The sequence below is a fragment of the Halolactibacillus sp. JCM 19043 genome (assembly GCF_001310395.1).
Classification (GTDB): domain Bacteria; phylum Bacillota; class Bacilli; order Bacillales; family Amphibacillaceae; genus Halolactibacillus; species Halolactibacillus miurensis.
The window spans coordinates 1-1,035 of sequence record NZ_BAXD01000084.1 but is presented as its reverse complement, the minus strand read 5'-3'; the positions used below and the strand labels follow the sequence as shown (position 1 = coordinate 1,035).

9 tRNA genes and 1 rRNA gene are annotated in these 1,035 nt (G+C 50.7%); all 10 read left to right on the top strand.

The window, feature by feature from the left end:
- The first annotated feature begins 123 nt into the window (after window positions 1–123).
- Window positions 124–236: ribosomal RNA gene (gene rrf, locus JCM19043_RS15750) — 5S ribosomal RNA — on the top strand.
- 5 nt (window positions 237–241) lie between these two features.
- A tRNA-Val gene (locus JCM19043_RS15745) sits at window positions 242–317 on the top strand.
- Window positions 318–321: 4 nt separating this feature from the next.
- A tRNA-Thr gene (locus JCM19043_RS15740) sits at window positions 322–397 on the top strand.
- 8 nt (window positions 398–405) lie between these two features.
- Window positions 406–481: transfer RNA gene (locus JCM19043_RS15735), tRNA-Lys, on the top strand.
- A gap of 4 nt (window positions 482–485) precedes the next feature.
- Window positions 486–567 (top strand) — tRNA-Leu (locus JCM19043_RS15730).
- A gap of 4 nt (window positions 568–571) precedes the next feature.
- Window positions 572–646: transfer RNA gene (locus JCM19043_RS15725), tRNA-Gly, on the top strand.
- A gap of 21 nt (window positions 647–667) precedes the next feature.
- Window positions 668–756, top strand: a tRNA-Leu gene (locus JCM19043_RS15720).
- A 1-nt stretch (window position 757) separates the two neighbouring features.
- Window positions 758–834: transfer RNA gene (locus JCM19043_RS15715), tRNA-Arg, on the top strand.
- A 4-nt stretch (window positions 835–838) separates the two neighbouring features.
- Window positions 839–915 (top strand) — tRNA-Pro (locus tag JCM19043_RS15710).
- A 20-nt stretch (window positions 916–935) separates the two neighbouring features.
- Window positions 936–1,011: transfer RNA gene (locus JCM19043_RS15705), tRNA-Ala, on the top strand.
- Window positions 1,012–1,035 lie beyond the last annotated feature (24 nt).

Here is a 1,035-nt window from a genome sequence, read left to right as displayed (position 1 = left end):
CATTTTCGCAAGAAAATACTTATAAAAAAGTTAAATTTTTTATAAAAAACACTTGCAAAACTCTGAAAAACATAATATAATATATCTTGTCCTTGCGAGAAACAAAGACGAAGTGATATAAGATCTGGTGACAATAGCGAAGAGGTCACACCTGTTCCCATGCCGAACACAGTAGTTAAGCTCTTCAGCGCCGATGGTAGTTGGCTTAAGCCCGCAAGAGTAGGACGTCGCCAGGCAGTACGGAGGATTAGCTCAGCTGGGAGAGCACCTGCCTTACAAGCAGGGGGTCGCAGGTTCGAGCCCTGCATCCTCCACCATCTTGCCGGCCTAGCTCAATTGGTAGAGCAACTGACTTGTAATCAGTAGGTTGGGGGTTCAAGTCCTCTGGCCGGCACCAGTAATCGCGAGCCATTAGCTCAGTTGGTAGAGCATCTGACTTTTAATCAGAGGGTCGAAGGTTCGAATCCTTCATGGCTCACCATTTAGCGGGTGTGGTGGAATTGGCAGACACGCTAGACTTAGGATCTAGTGTCTTACGACGTGGGGGTTCAAGTCCCTCCACCCGCACTTCGCGAAAGTAGTTCAGTGGTAGAACACCACCTTGCCAAGGTGGGGGTCGCGGGTTCGAATCCCGTCTTTCGCTCCATTTCCAAATTCCAAAATCCATGCCGGGGTGGTGGAATTGGCAGACACACAGGACTTAAAATCCTGCGGTAGGTGACTATCGTGCCGGTTCAAGTCCGGCCCTCGGCACCATGCGCCCGTAGCTCAATTGGATAGAGCGTTTGACTACGGATCAAGAGGTTAGGGGTTCGACTCCTCTCGGGCGCGCCATTATCGGGAAGTAGCTCAGCTTGGTAGAGCACTTGGTTTGGGACCAAGGGGTCGCAGGTTCGAATCCTGTCTTCCCGACCATTTACAATTTAATGTTTTGTGGGGCCTTAGCTCAGCTGGGAGAGCGCCTGCTTTGCACGCAGGAGGTCAGCGGTTCGATCCCGCTAGGCTCCACCATTTTTTATGCCTTCGGGCATATTT